19 protein-coding genes are annotated in these 16,519 nt (G+C 62.0%); 14 read left to right on the top strand and 5 right to left on the bottom strand.

Features of this window, described 5'->3' with window-relative positions; all coding sequences use genetic code 11:
* Positions 1-159 precede the first annotated feature (159 nt).
* On the top strand, positions 160-3,834 hold the full coding sequence (gene smc, locus ACWTV3_RS03635) for a chromosome segregation protein SMC (protein ID WP_498476882.1): 3,675 nt from the start codon (positions 160-162) through the stop codon (positions 3,832-3,834).
* A gap of 24 nt (positions 3,835-3,858) precedes the next feature.
* Here smc and ACWTV3_RS03630 read toward each other — a convergent pair whose 3' ends face one another.
* Positions 3,859-4,422 (bottom strand): histidine phosphatase family protein, encoded by a 564-nt coding sequence (locus ACWTV3_RS03630; RefSeq protein ID WP_498476881.1) that lies wholly within the window; start codon positions 4,420-4,422, stop codon positions 3,859-3,861.
* A gap of 55 nt (positions 4,423-4,477) precedes the next feature.
* On the opposite strand from ACWTV3_RS03630, the gene ftsY reads away from it, so the two are divergent.
* The gene (gene ftsY / locus ACWTV3_RS03625) at positions 4,478-5,347 is read left to right on the top strand and encodes a signal recognition particle-docking protein FtsY (RefSeq protein WP_498476880.1); all 870 of its coding nucleotides are present in this window, start codon (positions 4,478-4,480) and stop codon (positions 5,345-5,347) included.
* 21 nt (positions 5,348-5,368) lie between these two features.
* Here ftsY and ACWTV3_RS03620 read toward each other — a convergent pair whose 3' ends face one another.
* Both ACWTV3_RS03620 and ACWTV3_RS03615 read right to left on the bottom strand, forming a co-directional pair.
* Positions 5,369-5,890 (bottom strand): gamma carbonic anhydrase family protein, encoded by a 522-nt coding sequence (locus tag ACWTV3_RS03620; protein ID WP_498476879.1) that lies wholly within the window; start codon positions 5,888-5,890, stop codon positions 5,369-5,371.
* Between the two features lie 21 nt (positions 5,891-5,911).
* Positions 5,912-6,796, bottom strand: coding sequence for an LLM class flavin-dependent oxidoreductase (locus ACWTV3_RS03615; RefSeq protein ID WP_498476878.1), 885 nt, complete (start codon positions 6,794-6,796; stop codon positions 5,912-5,914).
* Positions 6,797-6,873: 77 nt separating this feature from the next.
* On the opposite strand from ACWTV3_RS03615, the gene ffh reads away from it, so the two are divergent.
* The 7 genes from ffh (at position 6,874) to ACWTV3_RS03580 (ending at position 12,197) form a co-directional block, all read left to right on the top strand.
* Complete coding sequence (ffh, locus tag ACWTV3_RS03610) at positions 6,874-8,436, top strand: signal recognition particle protein (protein WP_498476877.1); 1,563 nt, start codon at positions 6,874-6,876, stop codon at positions 8,434-8,436.
* A gap of 90 nt (positions 8,437-8,526) precedes the next feature.
* Positions 8,527-9,309, top strand: coding sequence for an LLM class F420-dependent oxidoreductase (locus ACWTV3_RS03605; protein ID WP_498476876.1), 783 nt, complete (start codon positions 8,527-8,529; stop codon positions 9,307-9,309).
* A 195-nt stretch (positions 9,310-9,504) separates the two neighbouring features.
* A complete protein-coding gene (gene rpsP, locus ACWTV3_RS03600) occupies positions 9,505-9,954 on the top strand; it encodes a 30S ribosomal protein S16 (RefSeq protein ID WP_100388590.1) in 450 nt (149 codons plus the stop codon).
* Between the two features lie 3 nt (positions 9,955-9,957).
* Positions 9,958-10,194, top strand: a complete 237-nt coding sequence (locus ACWTV3_RS03595; protein ID WP_100388591.1) for an RNA-binding protein — start codon at positions 9,958-9,960, stop codon at positions 10,192-10,194.
* Positions 10,195-10,197: 3 nt separating this feature from the next.
* Positions 10,198-10,842: a ribosome maturation factor RimM gene (gene rimM, locus ACWTV3_RS03590; protein ID WP_498476875.1), complete on the top strand. Its 645-nt coding sequence runs from the start codon at positions 10,198-10,200 to the stop codon at positions 10,840-10,842.
* A 16-nt stretch (positions 10,843-10,858) separates the two neighbouring features.
* Complete coding sequence (trmD, locus tag ACWTV3_RS03585) at positions 10,859-11,545, top strand: tRNA (guanosine(37)-N1)-methyltransferase TrmD (protein ID WP_100388592.1); 687 nt, start codon at positions 10,859-10,861, stop codon at positions 11,543-11,545.
* A gap of 43 nt (positions 11,546-11,588) precedes the next feature.
* Positions 11,589-12,197 (top strand): hypothetical protein, encoded by a 609-nt coding sequence (locus ACWTV3_RS03580; protein ID WP_498476874.1) that lies wholly within the window; start codon positions 11,589-11,591, stop codon positions 12,195-12,197.
* An 85-nt stretch (positions 12,198-12,282) separates the two neighbouring features.
* Here ACWTV3_RS03580 and map read toward each other — a convergent pair whose 3' ends face one another.
* Together map and ACWTV3_RS03570 are read right to left on the bottom strand one after the other, a co-directional pair.
* Positions 12,283-13,050 carry a type I methionyl aminopeptidase gene (gene map, locus ACWTV3_RS03575; protein WP_498476873.1) on the bottom strand — a complete coding sequence of 256 codons (768 nt, stop codon included), beginning with the start codon at positions 13,048-13,050 and terminating at the stop codon, positions 12,283-12,285.
* Positions 13,047-13,673: a TetR/AcrR family transcriptional regulator gene (locus ACWTV3_RS03570; protein ID WP_498476872.1), complete on the bottom strand. Its 627-nt coding sequence runs from the start codon at positions 13,671-13,673 to the stop codon at positions 13,047-13,049. The genes map and ACWTV3_RS03570 overlap by 4 nt, the downstream gene beginning before the upstream one ends.
* Before the next feature lie 70 nt (positions 13,674-13,743).
* Here ACWTV3_RS03570 and ACWTV3_RS03565 point away from each other — a divergent pair, with 70 nt between their 5' ends.
* The 5 genes from ACWTV3_RS03565 (at position 13,744) to ACWTV3_RS03545 (ending at position 16,513) form a co-directional block, all read left to right on the top strand.
* The gene (locus ACWTV3_RS03565; RefSeq protein ID WP_498476871.1) at positions 13,744-14,229 is read left to right on the top strand and encodes an MFS transporter; all 486 of its coding nucleotides are present in this window, start codon (positions 13,744-13,746) and stop codon (positions 14,227-14,229) included.
* Positions 14,230-14,359: 130 nt separating this feature from the next.
* Positions 14,360-14,707, top strand: coding sequence for a 50S ribosomal protein L19 (gene rplS, locus ACWTV3_RS03560; RefSeq protein ID WP_129071803.1), 348 nt, complete (start codon positions 14,360-14,362; stop codon positions 14,705-14,707).
* A gap of 65 nt (positions 14,708-14,772) precedes the next feature.
* On the top strand, positions 14,773-15,528 hold the full coding sequence (lepB, locus tag ACWTV3_RS03555) for a signal peptidase I (RefSeq protein WP_498476870.1): 756 nt from the start codon (positions 14,773-14,775) through the stop codon (positions 15,526-15,528).
* A gap of 3 nt (positions 15,529-15,531) precedes the next feature.
* Complete coding sequence (gene rnhB, locus ACWTV3_RS03550) at positions 15,532-16,167, top strand: ribonuclease HII (protein WP_498476869.1); 636 nt, start codon at positions 15,532-15,534, stop codon at positions 16,165-16,167.
* Between the two features lie 22 nt (positions 16,168-16,189).
* Positions 16,190-16,513, top strand: coding sequence for a DUF2469 domain-containing protein (locus tag ACWTV3_RS03545; protein ID WP_009772690.1), 324 nt, complete (start codon positions 16,190-16,192; stop codon positions 16,511-16,513).
* The last annotated feature ends 6 nt before the right edge of the window (positions 16,514-16,519 follow it).

Genomic DNA, 16,519 nt, shown 5'->3' with positions numbered 1-16,519 from the left:
CTACGCCGCGAGCTCACAGCACGCCAGAGGCTCAGGGGACTCGTTCTGCGCGGCAGAACGGTGCAACCCCGCGCATCCGGTACCGTATAGCAAGGTTCTGGCCAGCAACTTGGTCAGAGATTTGACCAACGCTGAGACCAGCAACGACCGGGCGGTGACGTGTACCTCAAGAGTTTGACCCTCAAAGGGTTCAAGTCGTTCGCTCAACCGACCACTTTTGCGTTCGAACAGGGCGTGACGTGTGTCGTCGGCCCCAATGGTTCGGGCAAGTCGAATGTGGTGGATGCTCTCGCCTGGGTCATGGGCGAGCAGGGTGCCAAAACTCTGCGCGGCGGCAAGATGGAAGACGTCATCTTTGCCGGAACTGCGACCAAGGGTCCGCTGGGTCGTGCCGAGGTTATCCTTACGATCGATAACGCGGATGGCGCGCTGCCGATCGAGTACAGCGAAGTCACCATCAGCCGCACCCTGTTCCGTAACGGCGGCAGCGAATACGCGATCAACGGCACCTCATGCCGATTGCTCGACGTTCAAGAACTCCTCAGCGACTCCGGTCTGGGTCGCGAAATGCACGTCATCGTTGGCCAAGGCCAGCTGGATGCGGTGCTGCACGCGAGCCCCGAGGACCGTCGCGGTTTCATCGAAGAAGCCGCCGGCATCCTCAAGCACCGTCGTCGCAAAGAGAAGACGCTGCGCAAGCTCGACGCGATGCAGGCGAACCTCACGCGCCTCTCCGACCTGGCGGGGGAGATCCGTCGTCAGCTCAAGCCCCTCGGCCAGCAGGCCGAGATCGCCAAAGAGGCAGCGTCGATTGCTTCGATCGTTCGGGATGCCCGCGCTCGCCTCCTTGCCGACGAAGTCGTTGAACTGCGCTCGAGCATCAACGACTTCAGCCGCAGCGAGAGCGAACGCAAAACGCAGCGCATTGTGCTGCAAGAGCAGCTCGACCAGAACAAACTGCGTGAAGCCCGTCTCGAACAGGCGCAGGTCGGTGACGACGTTGATGAGGCGCGTCGCGTGGCCTTCGGTCTCGAATCGGTGCAAGAGCGCCTGCGCAGTCTGTACACGCTCGCCAACCAGCGCCTCTCGCTACTCGGGCAGCAGAGTGATGCGCCCGTCTCCAACAACAGCGTCAGCCAAACCCTTGTTGACGAGGTCAATGCTGAAGCCGATCTTCTTGCCGCCGGTGTCGCGGATGCCGAGAAGGCCGTCGCCGCTGCCGCTGCGGCAACCGCCACAGCGAAGGCCGCGCTCGACTCGCTCGACGAAGAAATCGCCGCGCAGAGTGCGCTCGTATCGCGTCACGAACTGGAGAGCGCCGGGCTCACCGCCCGCGTGGAAGTCGCCACCTCCACTCTGACTGCAGCCCAGGGTGAACTCGTTCGTCAGCAGCAGGCGCTCGCCGAAGCGCAGGCTCGCCGCGAGGCCGCTCAGGCCGAGTTCGAAGCCCTCGAAGCCGAAGCCGGTAACTCCACGATCGAAACCGATGGCTCGCTCGACACCGCGTACGAAGCGGCCGAAGCAAAGGTTTCGAGCGTTCAGGCGGAGATTGAAGCCCTGCGCGAAGCACTCCACACGTCCGAGCGTGAGCGCGATGCCCTCGCCGCCCGCAACTCGGCGCTATCCCTCGCGGTCGATCAGAAAGACGGCTCAAGCGCTCTCGTCGCGGCTAAGCTCTCGGGCATCCGCGGTCTCGTGGCCGAGCACGTGAAGATCACGCCCGGCTACGAAGCGGCGATCGCTGCCGCTCTCGGCACGCTTGCGGATGCCGTACTCGCCGATGACCGCGATTCGGCCATTGATGCGCTGGCCGAGTCTGCCTCGCGCGATTTCGGTCGCGTTGAAGTGGTTGTGGCCAACGCCGCGAAGCAGACTGTATCCCTCGGAACGGCGGCCGGCACTGTTCCCGCCACCGACGTTGTCACCGCTCCTGATGGTGTTCACGGTCTCCTCACTCACGTGCTCATTGCCGACGATCTCGAGGCTGCTCGCGCGGCCTATGGATCGCTGTCGAACGCCGCCGACCTGACCTTCGTCACTCGCGACGGCGACGTGCTCACCCAGTTCGTGCTGCGCGGCGGCTCTGGCGCCAAGCGTTCGCGCCTCGAACTCGTTGCCGAGCGAGATGCCGCCGCCGACAAACTCGGTGTCGTCACGACCCAGATTGAGCGCACGAGCTTCGAGCTCGACGAGAAGCGCCGCGAACTTACCTCCGCCAAGGCCGATGCCGAAGCCGCTCTTGTGGCCCTGCGCGAATATGACGCCCAGCTCGCTGCGCAATCCGAATTGCTCGGACGCCACCGCATTCAAGCCGAAGCAGCGCAAGCCGAGTGCGACCGCCTGGCGCGTGCCGTCGACGTTGCCGAAGAAGCGGTAGCCGACGCGACCACCGAAGTGGCTCGCGCGCAAACTGCGGCCGACAAGTACCAGGCTGCTCCGCGCCCCATGCTCGACGTCTCCGAACGCGAACCCATGCTGGCCGAAGTGGATGCCGCCCGAGCTCGCGAAGTCGAGTTGCGCATTCAGATGGAGACCATCCGCGAGCGGGTGCGCGCTGAGCGTGCACGGGCCGAGCAACTCGCTGCCCAGCTCGTGCGCGAGCGCGAAGCAGCGCAAGAGCAGGCCCGACTGGCCGTTATTCGTCAACGCCAGATGGCATCCGCCACCAAGGTCGTCGAGATGTTGCCCGCGGTCCTGGATTCTGTCGATCGTTCGCTGTCGGAGGCGCGCGTGTCGCTCGCCTCGAAAGAAGCCGAGCGCTCAGCGCAGAACGAAGAGCTGTCGGCGCTCCGTCGCGAGGAATCTGCGCTGCGCGAGCGTCTCTCGGCTGTCAGCGAAAGCGTTCACGGCCTCGAAATGCAGATCTACGAAAAGAAACTGCACCTCTCTAGCCTGCTCGAACGATCGGGCGAAGAACTCGGTCTCGTCGAAGATGTACTCGTCGCGGAATATGGCCCCGAGGTGCCGGTTCCCGACGATCGCGTAAGCGACCCGAGCGACGAGCCCAAGGCTCCCGCTGGCGGCTCCAGCAGCGAGGCATCAAACGACAACAGCGACGACAGCGGCGACAGCGACGATAGCGGCGACGACCGCGACTATCGCGCCACCGAAACCGACGCTGACGCGGCTGCCGAGCCCGCGGCATCCGGTCGCCCCTTTGTGCGTGCCGAGCAGGAAGCCCGACTGCAGAAGGCCGAGCGCAAGCTTGCTCGCTTGGGCCGCGTGAACCCGCTCGCGCTCGAAGAATTCGATGCGCTCGAGCAACGACACAAGTTCTTGACCGAGCAGTTGACCGACCTCACGAACACCCGCAAGGACCTACTGACTATCATCGACGAACTCGATGACAAGATGCAGTCGATTTTCGCCAGCGCGTTCGAAGACACGAAGAATGCCTTCAACGATGTCTTCCCCGTGCTGTTCCCGGGCGGAACCGGCAGCATCTTCCTCACGAACCCGGATGACTTGCTCGCGACCGGCATCGAGGTCACGGTGAAGCCGGCCGGCAAGAAGATCGAACGACTGTCGCTACTGAGCGGTGGTGAGCGTTCACTCGCCGCCGTCGCGCTGCTGATCGCCATCTTTAAGGCGCGCCCCAGCCCGTTCTACATCATGGATGAGGTCGAGGCTGCCCTCGATGACGCCAACCTGGGGCGTCTGCTCGCGATCTTCGAAGACCTACGCCAAACGAGCCAGCTCATCGTCATCACGCACCAAAAGCGCACGATGGAAATTGCGGATGCTCTCTACGGCGTCAGCATGCGCGCCGATGGCATCAGCGCCGTCGTGGGCCAGCGCGTCGCCAAAGAGACTGCTTCAGCCGACGCGAGCTAGCTGCAGCCAGCTCGCTGCGGCGAGCTAGTCGACTCGCTTGAGCGGTTCGCTGTTGACCGTGTGCACGCACCAGCCGCTGTGAAGCTTTTCGACGGTGGAGACCGAGCCGTTGATGATCTGGTCGAAGTCGCGGCCAGCCAGTTCCGACAGGGTGTAGCGAATGATCGTGCCGTGGCACACGATGATCACTTTCTTGCCGGGGTAGTCCTGCGAGACCTCGTTGAGGGCGGCGATGCCGCGCTCAACGACGTTGTGCAGTGATTCGAGCCCCGGGTACACGGCGCTGTTCGGCCAACGATCGTCGATCTCGGCTCGAGTGAGTCCTTCGCCCTCGCCGTAGTTGCGCTCAATGAGCAGGTCGTAGGTGCGGCCGAGCTCAAGACCGAGACCATCGGCAATGATCTGGGCGGTCTCGCGGGCGCGCTGCAGGGGAGAGCTGACGATGACGTCCCAGTCGCTGCCACGCAACACCTCGACGGCTTCGCGCGCCTGCTGGCGGCCGGTGTCGTTGAGGGGAATGTCGCTGGAACCTTGCATGCGTCCGGCAGCGTTCCAGTCGGTTTGGCCGTGGCGAATCAGTGAGAGCATCCAAAAACCCTAGCGCGGTTAGGGAAGCGGCATGCACCTGCCTTAACCTGTAGTCATGGCAGCATCCTGGTCGCTCTCGGGCGCACTCAAATCTATGTTCGCGCGTGACACGATCGACGCTGATACGTGGAACGACCTTGAAGACGCGATGATTTCCGCCGACTTCGGGCCCGACATCACCGAGTCGGTCATCGACGAGTTGCGAGCAAGTGTGGCGAAGTTCCGCACCGACGACCCGGCAGACCTGAAGCGGATGCTGCGCGAAACTCTCGAGGAACGCCTCGCTCGTCTCGACCCGACCCTCACTCTCAGCGCGCGCCCCGCGGTCGTGCTGGTCGTGGGTGTCAATGGCGTCGGAAAGACCACCACGATTGGCAAGTTCACGAAGTTTCTCGTCGGTCACGGCCGCTCGGTGGTCGTGGGCGCCGCAGACACGTTCCGCGCCGCTGCCGTTGAGCAACTGGCGACGTGGGCCGAGCGTGGGGGAGCATCGATCGTGCGCCCGCAGCAGCAGGGCCAGGATCCGGCATCCGTCGCCTTCCAGACGGTGGAGCGCGCGCAACGTGAGGGCATCGACATCGCCATCATCGACACCGCTGGTCGTTTGCAGACCAAGAGCGGTCTAATGGATGAGCTCGGCAAGATTCGTCGCGTCGTCGAGAAGCAGACCGAAATTGCTGAGGTGTTGCTGGTGCTCGACGCGACAACCGGCCAAAACGGTGTGGCGCAGGCAGAAGCGTTCATTCAGCACGCTAGTGTGACCGGCCTCGTCATTACGAAGCTTGATGGTTCAGCGAAGGGTGGTTTCGTGCTCGCCGTTCAGGAGCGCACGGGCATCCCGATCAAGCTCGTCGGCCAGGGTGAGGGCATCAACGATCTCACCGGTTTCACCCCGCACGTCTACGTGCAGGGTCTCATCGGCTAGTTCGGGGCAGATGCCCGCGAGCTAGTTGCCGACTGCTTTGTGCGCGGCAGAAAGTTCGAGGTAGTGCGCGGCATTCTCGCGAACGCCAGCTTTTTCTTCGTCGCTGAGTTCGCGGCGAACCTTGGCGGGCACTCCGGCCACGAGCGATCCGGGCGGGATGATGGTGCCTTCGAGAACGACGGCACCCGCCGCCACGAGCGAACCAGTTCCGATAACCGCACCGTTGAGCACGGTCGCGCTCATGCCGATGAGGCAGTCGTCTTCGACGGTGCAGCCGTGCAGCACAGCGCCGTGGCCGACACTCACTCCAGAACCGACGGTCGTCGGGATGCCCTCATCACAGTGCACCGCCACGTTGTCTTGGAGGTTCGAGCCTTCGCCAATGGTGATCGAGTCGGTGTCCCCGCGCAGCACTGCACCATAGAAAATGCCGACTCGCTCGGCGAGGGTGACGTTGCCGATGAGGGTCGCGTTAGGCGCTACGAAGGCGCTGTCGGCAACCTGGGGCGTGTGTCCGGCGATGGTCACGATAAGAGCAGTCATGGTTCTAAGTTAGCGCGAGAGCTACCGCGGCGAGAAGCGCGAGGCGATCTCGACCATGACACTTTCTTTGCCGGCGTAGATGCCATCGGCGCGGGGCCAGTGCCCGATCACGTCGGTGAAGCCGAGTGCATCAGCGCGACCGACGGCGTCTTCCCACGTGTCGACGCTTTCGAGGCTGAACTGGGGTGCGCCATCCAGATTGAGGTAGCGATCGAGGCTCGCGGATGCTCGGCCGGCCTTCTCGAGCGCGTCATCCATGCGCGCGGCGGTGTCGGCGACAATCTGCCACCACTCGTCGAGGGTGTCGGCGGTGCGGCCGAGAGTGAGCCAGCCGTCGGCTAGTTCGGCGGTCAAGCGCAGTCCGCGGGGGCCTTCGGCGGCGACCACGAATGGCATGCGTGGTCGTTGGGCGGGTGCCCCGACCATCCGAGCGTTGACGGCAGTGAACCAGTCACCGCTGAAGCTGATGCCGCCGCTGCCGGGGTCTTCGAAGCGCAGTAGCTCGTCGAGTCCGCGCACGAACTCTTCGAAGCGGGCATGACGCTCGCGCGGGGTGAGCTCCTCTTGGCCGAGCACAGTCGCGTCGAAACCTGTGCCGCCCGAACCGACGCCGAGCAGAAAACGGCCAGCGCTCACATCGTCGAGGGTCGCGAGTTCTTTGGCAAAGGGAACCGGATGCCGGTAGTTGGGCGAGGCAACAAAGGTGCCAAGCCCGATGCGGTTCGTCACGCTCGCTGCCGCAGTGAGTGTGGGAATGGTGGCGTACCACTGCTCATCGGCGAGAGATCGCCACGACAGGTGGTCGTAAATCCACGCGTGATCGAAGCCCATTTCTTCGGCCTGAATCCAGCGATGTTGGGCTTCAGCCCACGGCTGTTGGGGCAGTATGACGATTCCGTGTCTCACGCTCTCAGCCTACTCCGAGCGTCTGTCGGCGTTGTGGAGTCGCAGCACAGCCCAAGACACCTTAAACTGGTGTCATCATGGCCACTTTTGGAAATCTCACCGACCGCCTCGCGGATACCTTCAAGAACCTGCGCGGCAAGGGCAAGCTCAGCGAGGCGGATGTCGATGGCACCGTTCGCGAGATTCGCCGCGCCCTGCTCGAAGCTGACGTTGCGCTCGAGGTTGTTAAGCAGTTCACGGGTCGCGTTCGCGAACGTGCTCTCGGCCACGAAGTTTCTGCTGCGCTGAACCCCGCGCAGCAGGTGGTGCAGATCGTCAACGACGAACTCGTCACGATTCTCGGTGGCGAAGCCCGCCGCATCCAGTTCGCTAAGAACCCGCCGACCGTCATCATGCTCGCGGGTCTGCAGGGTGCCGGTAAAACGACGCTCGCCGGAAAGCTTTCCAAGTGGCTTGCGGCTGACGGCCACACGCCGCTGCTGGTCGCTGCCGACCTTCAGCGCCCCAACGCCGTCACGCAGCTGCAGGTAGTTGCTGAGCAGGCGGGCGTTGCCGTCTTCGCGCCTGAGCCGGGTAACGGCAAGGGTGACCCGGTCAAGGTTTCCAAGCAGGCAATGAAGTTTGCCAAAGACAAGCAGCACGATGTGGTCATCATCGACACCGCTGGTCGTTTGGGTGTGGATGCCGAGCTGATGAAGCAGGCCGCCAACATTCGCAAGGCTGTTGACCCTGACGAAGTACTTTTCGTCATTGACGCAATGATCGGTCAAGACGCCGTCACCACTGCTCGCGCCTTCCAAGAGGGTGTTGACTTCACCGGAGTCGTGCTGTCGAAGCTCGATGGTGATGCTCGCGGTGGTGCAGCGCTGTCCGTTGCCTCCATCACGGGGCGCCCGATCATGTTCGCTTCGACGGGTGAAGGCCTCGACGACTTCGAGCCGTTCCACCCCGACCGCATGGCTAGCCGCATCCTCGACCTGGGTGACATTCTCACCCTCATCGAGACGGCGCAGAAGACTTTCGATGAAGAAGAGTCGCGCAAGGTCGCTGAAAAGTTTGCAACCGACAGCTTCACTCTCGACGACTTTCTGCAGCAGATGCAGCAGCTCAAGAACATGGGCTCGATCAAGGGCATGCTCGGCATGCTTCCCGGTGCCAAGGGCATGCGCGAGCAGCTCGACAACTTCGATGAGTCGGAGATCACGCGCACTGAGGCAATCATCCAGTCGATGACCAAGCAAGAGCGCACCACGCCGAAGCTCCTCAATGGTTCGCGTCGCGTGCGTATTGCGCGCGGATCGGGAACCACCGTCACCGAGGTGAACGCGCTCGTCAACCGCTTCGAGCAAGCAGCGAAGATGATGAAGACGGTTGCGAAGGGTGGCGTGCCGCAGATTCCGGGCATGGGCCCGATCCCCGGTGGTCACGGTGGCAAGTCATCGAAGAAGAACCAGAAGAAGAAGGGGTCCAAGTCGGGCAACCCTGCCAAGCGCGCAGCGGAAGATGCTGCTCGCGCTCAGGGCGCGGTCGCCCCCTCGGCTCCCTCCGGTTCAGGCTTCGGTCTCGGTGGCGCCAAGGCTCCTGCCGGCGGTCCGTCGCCGGAAGAACTCGAGAGCCTGCAGAAGTTCCTCGGCCGCTAATACGCGCGAGAGTGTATGCACGTTTGTGCTGCCCGCTAAGTGCGCGGATTTGCTCTTCGTCGTGTCGCTCGCTCGGGATACTGTGGAGCTATGACACAGAGCCGTCCCGTTCGCATTGCCGTTCAACTTCAACCCCAGCACGCTGAATACTCGCTCATTCGTGATCGCGTAAAAGAGCTTGAGCAGCTGGGCGTCGACGTTTTGTTCAACTGGGATCACTTCTTTCCCCTATTTGGCGAGCCAGACGGCCTCCACTTTGAAGCGTGGACCGAATTGGCCTCGTGGGCAGAGATGACGAGCCGCGTTGAATTCGGCACGCTCGTGAACTGCAACAGCTACCGCAACCCCGACCTGCAGGCCGATATGGCCCGCACGCTCGACCACATCAGTGGTGGCCGCTTCATCTTCGGCACGGGCTCGGGCTGGTTCGAGCGTGACTACCAGGAGTACGGCTACGAGTTCGGCACCGCCGGTTCGCGGTTGGATGCTCTCGCTGAGGCATTGCCTCGTATCGAGTCGCGCTGGGGCAAGTTGAACCCGGCGCCGACGCGCAAGATCCCCGTTCTCATTGGCGGTGGGGGAGAAAAGAAGACCCTCAAGCTCGTGGCCAAGCATGCCGACATCTGGCACAGCTTCGCAACTGGCGACGAGCTCGTTCACAAGCTGAGCGTTCTCTCTGGCCACTGCGAGGCCGTTGGCCGCGACATCAACGAGATCGAGATCTCGAATGAGCTGCGCGACAAGAGCGTTGAAGACGCCGACAGCATGCGCGAGCAGGGCATCACGCTCTTCACTTTGGGCATTACTGGCCCCGAGTATGACCTCACGGCGGCCAAGCAGTGGCTCGCGTGGCGTGACTCTCAGAACGGTTAACGGCACCTCTTTGGGGCTTTATTGGCGATCGGTTCCCGAAGCGCGCAAAACTCTGGCAGAATAGGCGGTTGAGTCCTCCGTAGCCCGACCCTCTAATCAGGCCCGGATGGAATCCACTAGAGCTTTTCTGCCGAGTGTGCCCCCACGCTCACGGCTAGCGGTTCGCCACCAATAAACATTTAAATCAGGAGAATTGTGGCTGTAAAGATTCGTTTGAAGCGCATGGGCAAGATCCGTGCACCGTTCTACCGCATCGTCGTTGCCGACTCGCGCAAGAAGCGCGATGGTCGTGTCATCGAAGAAATCGGAAAGTACCACCCCACCGAGGAGCCCTCGTTCATCGAGGTCGAGTCCGAGCGTGCGCAGTACTGGTTGAGCGTTGGCGCCCAGCCCAGCCCGCAGGTTGAGGCTATCCTCAAGCTGACCGGCGACTGGGGCAAGTTCAAGGGTGACAAGAACGCTGTCAGCACCGTCAAGGTCAAGGAAGCTAAGGCTGAGTTCCAGGCTGACGAGAAGAAGAAGCCTGTTCTCAAGCCCAAGACTGAAAAGGCTGAGCCTAAGGCTGAAGAGGCACCCGCTGCAGAGGCTCCCGTCGCTGACGAGGCTCCCGCTGAAGCACCTGCCGCTGACGCAGACAAGGCTTAGCAATTGCTCGCTCCCGCTTTAGAACATCTCGTCAAGGGAATCGTTGACCACCCCGACGAGGTCCAGGTCGTTGCGAAAAACACGCAGCGCGGTGACCTCCTCGAGGTTCGCGTGCACCCAGAGGATCTCGGCCGTGTCATCGGTCGCTCTGGTCGCACCGCGAAAGCTCTGCGCACGCTGATCACGGCTCTGGCCGATGGTCGCAAGGTGCGTGTCGACGTTGTCGACACTGACTTCTAGCCAGTGAGCGAAACAAAGATTCCCCGCGAAGGTCGCACACAGCTGCGAGTGGGGCGCTTGACGAAAGCTCACGGGCTTAAGGGAGCGATCAAAGTTGAGATGTACACGGATGCCCCGGAACGTCGTTTCGTTCCGGGCGCCGTGTTTTCTCTCCAAGTGCCCACGAGTTCTCCGTGGCACGGCAAGACACTCGAGCTCGTCGAGCTCAAGTGGTTTAACGCACAGCCGGTCGCGTTCTTCAAGGGCGTTCCCGACCGCAGTGCTGCAGAAAAGCTTGTAAAGGCTATTCTCTGGATCGATTACGATCCCAACGAGGCGCCAGAAGAGGATGCGTGGTTCAACCACCAACTCATCGGCCTCAAGGTCATTCGTGACGGCAAACAGGTCGGCACTCTCGCGCAGGTTGATCATTTCCCCGCGCAAGATCTGCTGACCGTCTCTACAGCCAATGGCGATGTGCTGGTTCCGTTCGTGAAGTCGATCGTGGCGAGCGTCGACATCGAAGCGGGAGAGATGGTCGTTACGCCTCCGCCAGGACTCTTCGAAGAGATCGCTGACGAGGCGGCGGCTGCTGAAACAGACGTTACCGAAGCAGACGCCACTGAGGCGGCTGCCGACGACGCAGGCAACTCCACCGAATCCGACTAACAGTAAGGGTCGACGAGTGCGCATCGACATTCTGACGATCTTCCCGGATTTCTTCGGGGTGCTAGACATTTCTCTTCTGGGTAAAGCGCGCGAGCGTGGAATCATCGAATTGGGCGTGCACGATCTGCGTGACTACACGCACGATCGTCACCGCACTGTTGACGACACTCCCTACGGTGGTGGCGCTGGCATGGTCATGCGTCCCGAGCCGTGGGGCGAAGCGCTGGATGCCACGCTCACGCCCGAAACGGTAGTCATCGTTCCGAGCCCTGCCGGTGTTCCTTTCACGCAGGCAGCAGCCCGCGAGCTGGCCCAAGAGAAACATCTCGTCTTCACGTGCGGTCGCTACGAGGGCATCGACCAGCGCGTCATCGACTACGCCGCAGATACGGTTCGTGTTCGCGAGATCAGCTTGGGCGATTATGTGCTCAACGGTGGTGAAGTCGCCACGATGGCCATGATTGAAGCGATCGGTCGCCTGGTGCCAGGCGTGGTGGGAAACCCCGAAAGCCTCACCGAAGAAAGCCACGAAAACGGCCTGCTTGAGTACCCCAGCTACACGAAACCGTCGACGTGGCGTGAACGCTCCGTACCGCCGGTGCTGCTGAGTGGAAACCACAAGGCGATCGCCGATTGGCGTTACGAGCAGCAGCTCGAACGTACGCGTCGAGTGCGCCCCGATCTTTTGCCTGACGGCGAGTAGTACAACTCTCACCGCATTCCGGCCCGTGTGAAAACATGGACGCATGACTTTCCGATCGACGCACGTTTCATTCTTGGCCGCGATTGCCGCCGTTGCCCTGCTGGCCGGGTGCACCGCGACAGCGACCGAGGATGTCGACTCGTCGGCTGACTCGGCGACGCCGGGGCCCGCATCCACTTCGAGTACTGAAGGCGGTGCTGGGGAGTCGAGCGATTCGACCCTGACGACGCGGCGGATGACCGTTGACGACGTCACCTTCGCAGATCTCGCTGCGCACCCGCTGCCGAGCGGTTACACGCAGTCTGCGGTGTCGGTGGACGCCTGGCCCTCGGTCGAGGTGCTGGTAGATGCCACCGACGACGAGGTGGCTCAGGCGCGCGGCGCCTTGGCGGCGACGCTCGGTGGCGCAGACATGGTCGTGACGACCGAAGTGCAGTCGTGCGAACTCATCGCCGTCTGGGTACTCCCGCAACCGGACAGCCTGCGGGTTGGTCACGAAACCCACCCCGATTCGGCAGGCTGCACCGACACCACCACGTACGACGTGCTATTTGCGATCCCGCAGGCGGGTACCAACAGCGAGGGCGCCTGGGATTACACGACGTCGGTGCCGCCGATTCAGCTTGAGGTTCGCGCGGGCGCGCAGAACTAGAGGAATAAGCGCGCGTTCATCGTCGCCCGCCGGCTAATCGTGTGGCGGTTCGAGCGGTGCGAGCCGTTCGCTTACTCGCGGGCGCTTACTTGCGCGCCGTGAGAACGAGCGGGCCGTCGGGGGTAACCGCAACCGTGTGCTCGAAGTGGGCGGCGCGAGAGCCGTCGACGCTCCGCAGGGTCCAGCCGTCGTCATCCGTGAAGATATCGTCGGTGCCGATCATGAGCCATGGCTCGATCGCGAACACGAGGCCGGGCTTCAATGGCATGCCGCGGCGAGCCTTGCCATCGTTCGGGATGTGCGGGTCGCCGTGCATTTCGCGACCAACGCCGTGGCCGCCGAAGTCGAGGTTCACTTCGTAGCCCGCGCCGTAGGCGACGTCTCCGATGGCGGCCGAGATGGCCCCGATGCGGTTGCCGACGATGGCGGCGGCGATGCCGGCGTCAAGGGCACGCGAGGTGGCATCCATGAGTTTGAGGTCTTCGTCACGGGGAGTACCCACGGCGAAAGTGATCGCAGAGTCAGCGACCCAGCCATCAACCGCAACAGCGAAGTCGAGGCTCACAAGGTCGCCATCTTTCAGCGTGTAGTCGTGGGGGAGTCCGTGCAGGGCGGCGTCGTTGATCGACGTGCAGATGACCTTGCCGAAGGGCGAAGCTCCGAACGAGGGGTGGTAGTCGATGTAGCAGCTCTCGGCGCCACGCTCGCGGATCATGCTGTGCGCGAGGGCATCGATCTCGAGCAGGTTGGTGCCCACCTTGGTGGCCGCTTCCGTTGCGGTCAGAACGCTGGCCACGAACTCGCCGGCTGCCTTCATCTCGTTGATTTCGGCGGGGGTTCTCAACTCGATCATGCGGTAGCTGCCTCTTTCGTGTGCGGTGCCAAAAGTTGCGCAATGAACTCTCGGAGCTTGTCGATAAACGGTTCTTCACCGCGCGGGTCATACAAGAATGCACGCTCGAGGAGTGAATCGGCGATTTCTACCGTCACTTCGATATCGAAAGCGAGGGCATCCGAGGCCGGAACTTCGTACGTGGTGACCAGAAGGTCAGTCAGAATTTCGGCCAGCGCCGTGTTGTTGCTCTTGCGGTCGACATTGAAACGGCGGTCGATGATGTTGCCGAACGACAGCACTCGAAAGCCCGGTTCGGTGCGGCAAAATTCAACGTAGAGGTCGATCGCGGTGTTGAGAGCTTCGAGACCCGTCGTGGCCCGTTTTGCGAGGGTTGCCGAGAGCCCGGCGCGGTACTTGTCGAAGTTGCGCGACGCTAAGCCACGAAGCAGCGACTGGATGTTGGGGAAGTAGCGGTAGATAACGCCCACAGAGGACTGCGCTCGCTTCGAGACGTCGCTCGTGGTGAGCGCGTCGATCCCGACTTCATCGAGCAGTACCGCGGCTGCATCGAGCAGCACGTTGATTCGTTCTGCACTCCGCTGCTGCACTGGTTCGGTGCGAACGTTCGCGGGGTTGGGCACGGGGGATACCTGGTCTTTCGGTCTGATGCTTCTCAGCATTCCTGATCACAACGAAGATACCCTGAGAACCATGATGATTAGGCGCGCGTTCTACTACTGGCAGTTCATCGCGGTAATCGTGTTGCCGCTGTGGGTATTGCTTGCCCGCGGTATCTACGGTTCGAGCGTGGGCTGGGATTTCGTCCTGTTCCTTATCCTGTGCCCAATTCTGGCTTTTGCCCTGCTGGCCATCGCGGGGCTCACGGTCGCCCGTAAGAGTGTGCGCGATTCGAAGCAGGTGTCGTGGATCGACGCGGGAGTGCTCGCGGCGTGGCACGCGGCGATCATCGTCTATGGCTTTGTGGATGCTTCGTTCCCGGCCGCGCTCATCGTGATTGTCGCCATCGCGGCGTTCTGGATCGCGCTCTGGCAGCTCGTCACCGAGACCCGCAATCGCTTTACGAGCCTCGTCGAGGGCTTCGAGCGCGACGCGCAACGACCCTCGCGCCCGGGAGAGAACCTCGACAACGGTCGCGTCATCATCCTCGAAGCCGAGGAGAATCGCACTTTCGACTGAATGTGTGGCAGAATTATCGATTGTGCTCGCGCACGACTCTGCCATGAGGGCGTCGTAACCGCTTGAAGCACAAATTTTCTTATCTAACTAAGTGCGTTCGACTCATGGCGGGCGCAGAGAGCGATTACTCATGCATATCCTCGATGGCGTCGACAAGGCGTCTCTCAAAGACAACATTCCTGACTTCCGTGCCGGCGATAACGTCAAGGTTCACGTAAACATCATCGAAGGTACGCGCTCGCGTATTCAGGTGTTCCAGGGCGTTGTAATCGGTCGTTCAGGCCACGGCGTTCGCGAGACCTTCACCGTTCGCAAGGTCAGCTTCCAGGTCGGCGTCGAGCGTACCTTCCCGGTTCACTCGCCCGTAATCGACCACATTGAGGTCGTTTCGCGTGGACTCGTTCGCCGCGCCAAGCTGTACTACCTGCGCGACCTGCGCGGTAAGAAGGCGAAGATCAAAGAGAAGCGCGACAACTAACTCTCGCGTAATTCACAAACCAACGGCTCCCAGCGGCATATGCTTGCTGGGAGCTTTGGGGTTTAATGACACACAATACTGTTGACGACGCGCTGCCCAGCAGCAACAGCGAGCGCCACCGTGCCGCCAAGAAGACGGGCGGCTGGAAGCTGTTCATTCGTGATCTTCTGATCATCTTCGTGGCTGCGATCGTGATCTCCTTCATGATCAAGACGTACCTCGTGCGGTCGTTCTACATTCCGTCGTCGTCGATGGAAAACACCCTGCAAATTGATGACCGCATTCTGGTCAACCAGCTCGAGCCCGCTCTCTTTCCGATCGAGCACGGCGACGTCGTTGTCTTCACCGATCCGGGCGGCTGGCTTCCCGCAGTTTCGAGTGAGCCTGAGAACTGGTTCGTCGGCGCTGTCGATGGTGTTCTCGCGTTCGTGGGGCTGAGCGCCCCTGACAGCAGTAACCACCTCATCAAGCGTGTCATCGGGCTGCCCGGTGACACCGTGGAATGCTGCAACGAATTCGGCCAAATAGTCGTCAACGGCATCCCTCTCGAGGAGCCCTACATTCTGCTGCCGGATGCTGTTACCAAAGCGACTCAAGAAGATTTCTCGGTCACGGTGCCCGACGACTCCATCTGGGTCATGGGTGACAACCGCTACAACTCTGCTGACTCTGCCTTTCACAAAGACGACCCCACGGGTGGTTTCGTGAAAATCGACTCTGTCGTGGGGCGTGCCTTCTTGATCAGCTGGCCCACCGAGCGGTGGACCATGCTCGACAACTACTCCACGACGTTCCAGCGGGTCACACAGAACGCCGAGTAGATCATGGCAGTGTCAGACCCGCACAGCGAGGTCGAGAGCGAACTCTTTCATGCAGGTGCGCGAGCAGTAATAGGTTGCGACGAGGTTGGTCGTGGCGCGATCGCCGGCCCCGTTGGCGTGGGCATGACGGCGATGACGCCTGCCCATGGCGTCTGGCCGGTGGGGCTGCGTGACTCCAAGATGCTCAGCCAAAAACGGCGCGAACTTCTTGAGCCGCTCACGCTCGAGTGGGCACCACTTTCTGCGGTCGGCTACGCGGATGCCACCGAGATTGATGCGATTGGCATCACGGCCGCCCTGGGGCTGGCCGGCAAGCGCGCGCTCATCCAATTGCACGAAGCGGGCCTCGACGTGATGTCGAGCGTTGTGCTGCTCGACGGCAGCACCGACTGGCTCAGCGGCGCCCTGACCGTCGCGCCGCGAGTGCAGACCAGGGTGAAGGCTGACCGCGACTGCGTCTCTGTTGCTGCGGCATCCGTGGTGGCAAAAGTGCACCGGGATCGCCTCATGATCGAGGCCGACGAGGAGTACCCCGGCTATGGCTGGCCGAGCAACAAAGGCTACGGTTCGGCAGCCCACTTTGAGGCGGTACGCAGCCTTGGCGCCACCGAGCTTCATCGGCACACATGGTTGCGCTAGCGCGGCCTACAATAAGGGCAGCATGGATGAAGACGAGTTTGAAGACTACGACCGCGAGGTCGAGCTTGCGCTGTACCGCGAATACCGCGATGTAGTGAGCCAGTTCCGTTTCGTGATCGAGACAGAACGGCGGTTTTACCTGGCCAACGAGGTCGATTTGGTGCGCCGCGATACGGAGCACGACTTCTACTTTGAGCTCTCGATGACCGACGTGTGGGTGTGGGATGTGTATCGTTCCGACCGCTTCGTGAAGAGCGTGCGCGTGCTCACCTTCAAGGACGTCAACATCGAAGAGCTCAGTGCCAAAGATCTCGAACTGCCGAAGGAACTCGCGCTCGACGAGTAGCTGGTA

This window comes from Salinibacterium sp. AL4.1, assembly GCF_059767305.1.
Note: the sequence above shows the minus strand (reverse complement) of the source record. Positions and strands in the feature narration are given on the sequence as shown.

Excerpts from the sequence above, each read along its gene's own strand:
- ACWTV3_RS03630 (WP_498476881.1), bottom strand. The coding sequence starts at position 4,422 with ATGCTCTCACTGATTCGCCACGGCCAAACCGACTGGAACGCTGCCGGA.
- ftsY (WP_498476880.1), top strand. The coding sequence starts at position 4,478 with ATGGCAGCATCCTGGTCGCTCTCGGGCGCACTCAAATCTATGTTCGCG.
- ACWTV3_RS03620 (WP_498476879.1), bottom strand. The coding sequence starts at position 5,890 with ATGACTGCTCTTATCGTGACCATCGCCGGACACACGCCCCAGGTTGCC.
- ffh (WP_498476877.1), top strand. The coding sequence starts at position 6,874 with ATGGCCACTTTTGGAAATCTCACCGACCGCCTCGCGGATACCTTCAAG.
- ACWTV3_RS03605 (WP_498476876.1), top strand. The coding sequence starts at position 8,527 with ATGACACAGAGCCGTCCCGTTCGCATTGCCGTTCAACTTCAACCCCAG.
- ACWTV3_RS03580 (WP_498476874.1), top strand. The coding sequence starts at position 11,589 with ATGACTTTCCGATCGACGCACGTTTCATTCTTGGCCGCGATTGCCGCC.
- map (WP_498476873.1), bottom strand. The coding sequence starts at position 13,050 with ATGATCGAGTTGAGAACCCCCGCCGAAATCAACGAGATGAAGGCAGCC.
- ACWTV3_RS03565 (WP_498476871.1), top strand. The coding sequence starts at position 13,744 with ATGATGATTAGGCGCGCGTTCTACTACTGGCAGTTCATCGCGGTAATC.
- rplS (WP_129071803.1), top strand. The coding sequence starts at position 14,360 with ATGCATATCCTCGATGGCGTCGACAAGGCGTCTCTCAAAGACAACATT.
- lepB (WP_498476870.1), top strand. The coding sequence starts at position 14,773 with ATGACACACAATACTGTTGACGACGCGCTGCCCAGCAGCAACAGCGAG.
- rnhB (WP_498476869.1), top strand. The coding sequence starts at position 15,532 with ATGGCAGTGTCAGACCCGCACAGCGAGGTCGAGAGCGAACTCTTTCAT.
- ACWTV3_RS03545 (WP_009772690.1), top strand. The coding sequence starts at position 16,190 with ATGGATGAAGACGAGTTTGAAGACTACGACCGCGAGGTCGAGCTTGCG.